The sequence below is a fragment of the Moorena sp. SIO4A1 genome (genome assembly GCF_010672065.1).
GTDB lineage: Bacteria > Cyanobacteriota > Cyanobacteriia > Cyanobacteriales > Coleofasciculaceae > Moorena.
In genome coordinates, this window is the sequence record NZ_JAAHHX010000585.1 from 1 (window position 1) to 1,626 (window position 1,626).

Genomic DNA, 1,626 nt, shown 5'->3' on the forward strand with positions numbered 1-1,626 from the left:
CGCATTGGTTTTGAGGTGAACTCCAGTACCACAATGGTATTGTACAATCAGCCTCTAGTTACTCCAGTGCCTAGTAAGGCTCTACAATCTCAGGAATCCCCTGGGGTATAGAAACTTGAAACCGGGTAAGATTCTCAACAGAGGTATCATTGTCAGCTTCTTCACTGGGAACCGTTAATACTTCTATACGCCCCTGCATCACTTCCAGGAGAGTTTGAATCATCAACAACGTCAGTCCAGATGAAGTGGATACCATTTCACTGGGCTGTTTTGATTGATCTGGAGGTAATTGCAATAAATCAACATCTTCAGCCCAACAGCTGATGGCACAGGGCATATCAATCCAGATGGAAACTGTTTCAGATTTAGAGGAGAGTGCAGTCCAAACTTTAATTTGACCACTACTTATCTGAGTAATTGCAGTATCCACAATCATGACTAATGCCTGTCGAAAACGCCGTGGATCGACTAAAACGTGAATTTGGGGGTCAGGTGGAACTATTTCCAGGTGGAGATTGCGATTGGCAGCTTGCAAATGGGTCAGACGATAGAGGTCTTCAAACAGCTGCTTCAAAGAGACTGAGCAAATCTCCAAAACGTTAGTACCGTGTTCAGTTTTAGCTACAGCAGTCACCTCATCAAGCAGTTTAACCATAGTATGGGCAGAGGCGTTAGCCTGGTTCACAAATTCTCTCTCTTCTTCTGGAGATTCACACAGATCAGACAAAATCAACTGATGTAAACCAATCAACCGACTCAGAGGCGATCGCAACTCGTGGGAAGTTCGTGCCAAAAATCCGGCTTTAAACTGGCTCATTTCCATTGCCATTTGGTAAGCCAATTGATTTTGCTTGAATTCTTCTTTCAGACGCTGGATTTCTTCAGCATCAGTATCAGTTTGATGGCATACAGAGGTCTTTGAGTCTGTGCTTTCATGGAGGTGCGACCCAAGGCCGGGTGCCCCGGCCATTGGAAAGCGCACCTTTAAAAATTTCCTGAAGCGACTCCCCATAACTCCTAACCCAATGCCTACTAGCAAATAGATCAGATCCGTCTCACCCATGCTTATTAAGTCTTGCCACACTAAAAACGTCAACAGGTGCGAGCCCGTTGGTGCGACCCTAGGCCGCGAGGGATTGCTCGCGGCCTAGGAGGCGCGCACCTAGAGCGAATTTAATTCGCAACGGAAAGCGCACCTAACAAAATTGAAGGATAAAGAATGAAGGTTGAAGCTTATACTGCTGGAAATCGACAAGGATATAGTTGGGTAGACAACCAGGCTAAAAAAAATACCTGTTGCCAAGTAACCAATCGATAGAAGGTTTTCAGGATTCCTTCACAATTCAGGATTCCTTCACAATTCAGGATTCCTTCACAATTCAAACTTCATACTTCACAATTCAAACTTCATACTTTTTTGTCAGATCTTTTTAAGGATAGCTAGTTTTTTTCAAAGATGAGTAGAACTATTAAAACCCTGAATCGTCTAATTGAATCCCTCCAGCACGCAAAATTTCCCAGCCACTGCTTGTCCATTTAGCAACAGTAGACGGGACGCCAATCTTGTCTGGTTTGATCGCTTCTAACTCAGCTGGCTGGAGCGTCAATACCTCGGGAAACTGCACC

Annotated in this window: 1 protein-coding gene; it reads right to left on the reverse strand. The window is 44.5% G+C overall.

The features are described from left to right. Positions 1–70: 70 nt before the first annotated feature. Positions 71–1,063 (reverse strand): HAMP domain-containing sensor histidine kinase, encoded by a 993-nt coding sequence (locus F6K53_RS40905; protein ID WP_293085973.1) that lies wholly within the window; start codon positions 1,061–1,063, stop codon positions 71–73. Between the last annotated feature and the right edge of the window lie 563 nt (positions 1,064–1,626).

Bases quoted from the DNA above. Each gene is read 5' to 3' on its own strand.
- F6K53_RS40905 (WP_293085973.1), bottom strand. From the start codon at position 1,063: ATGGGTGAGACGGATCTGATCTATTTGCTAGTAGGCATTGGGTTAGGA.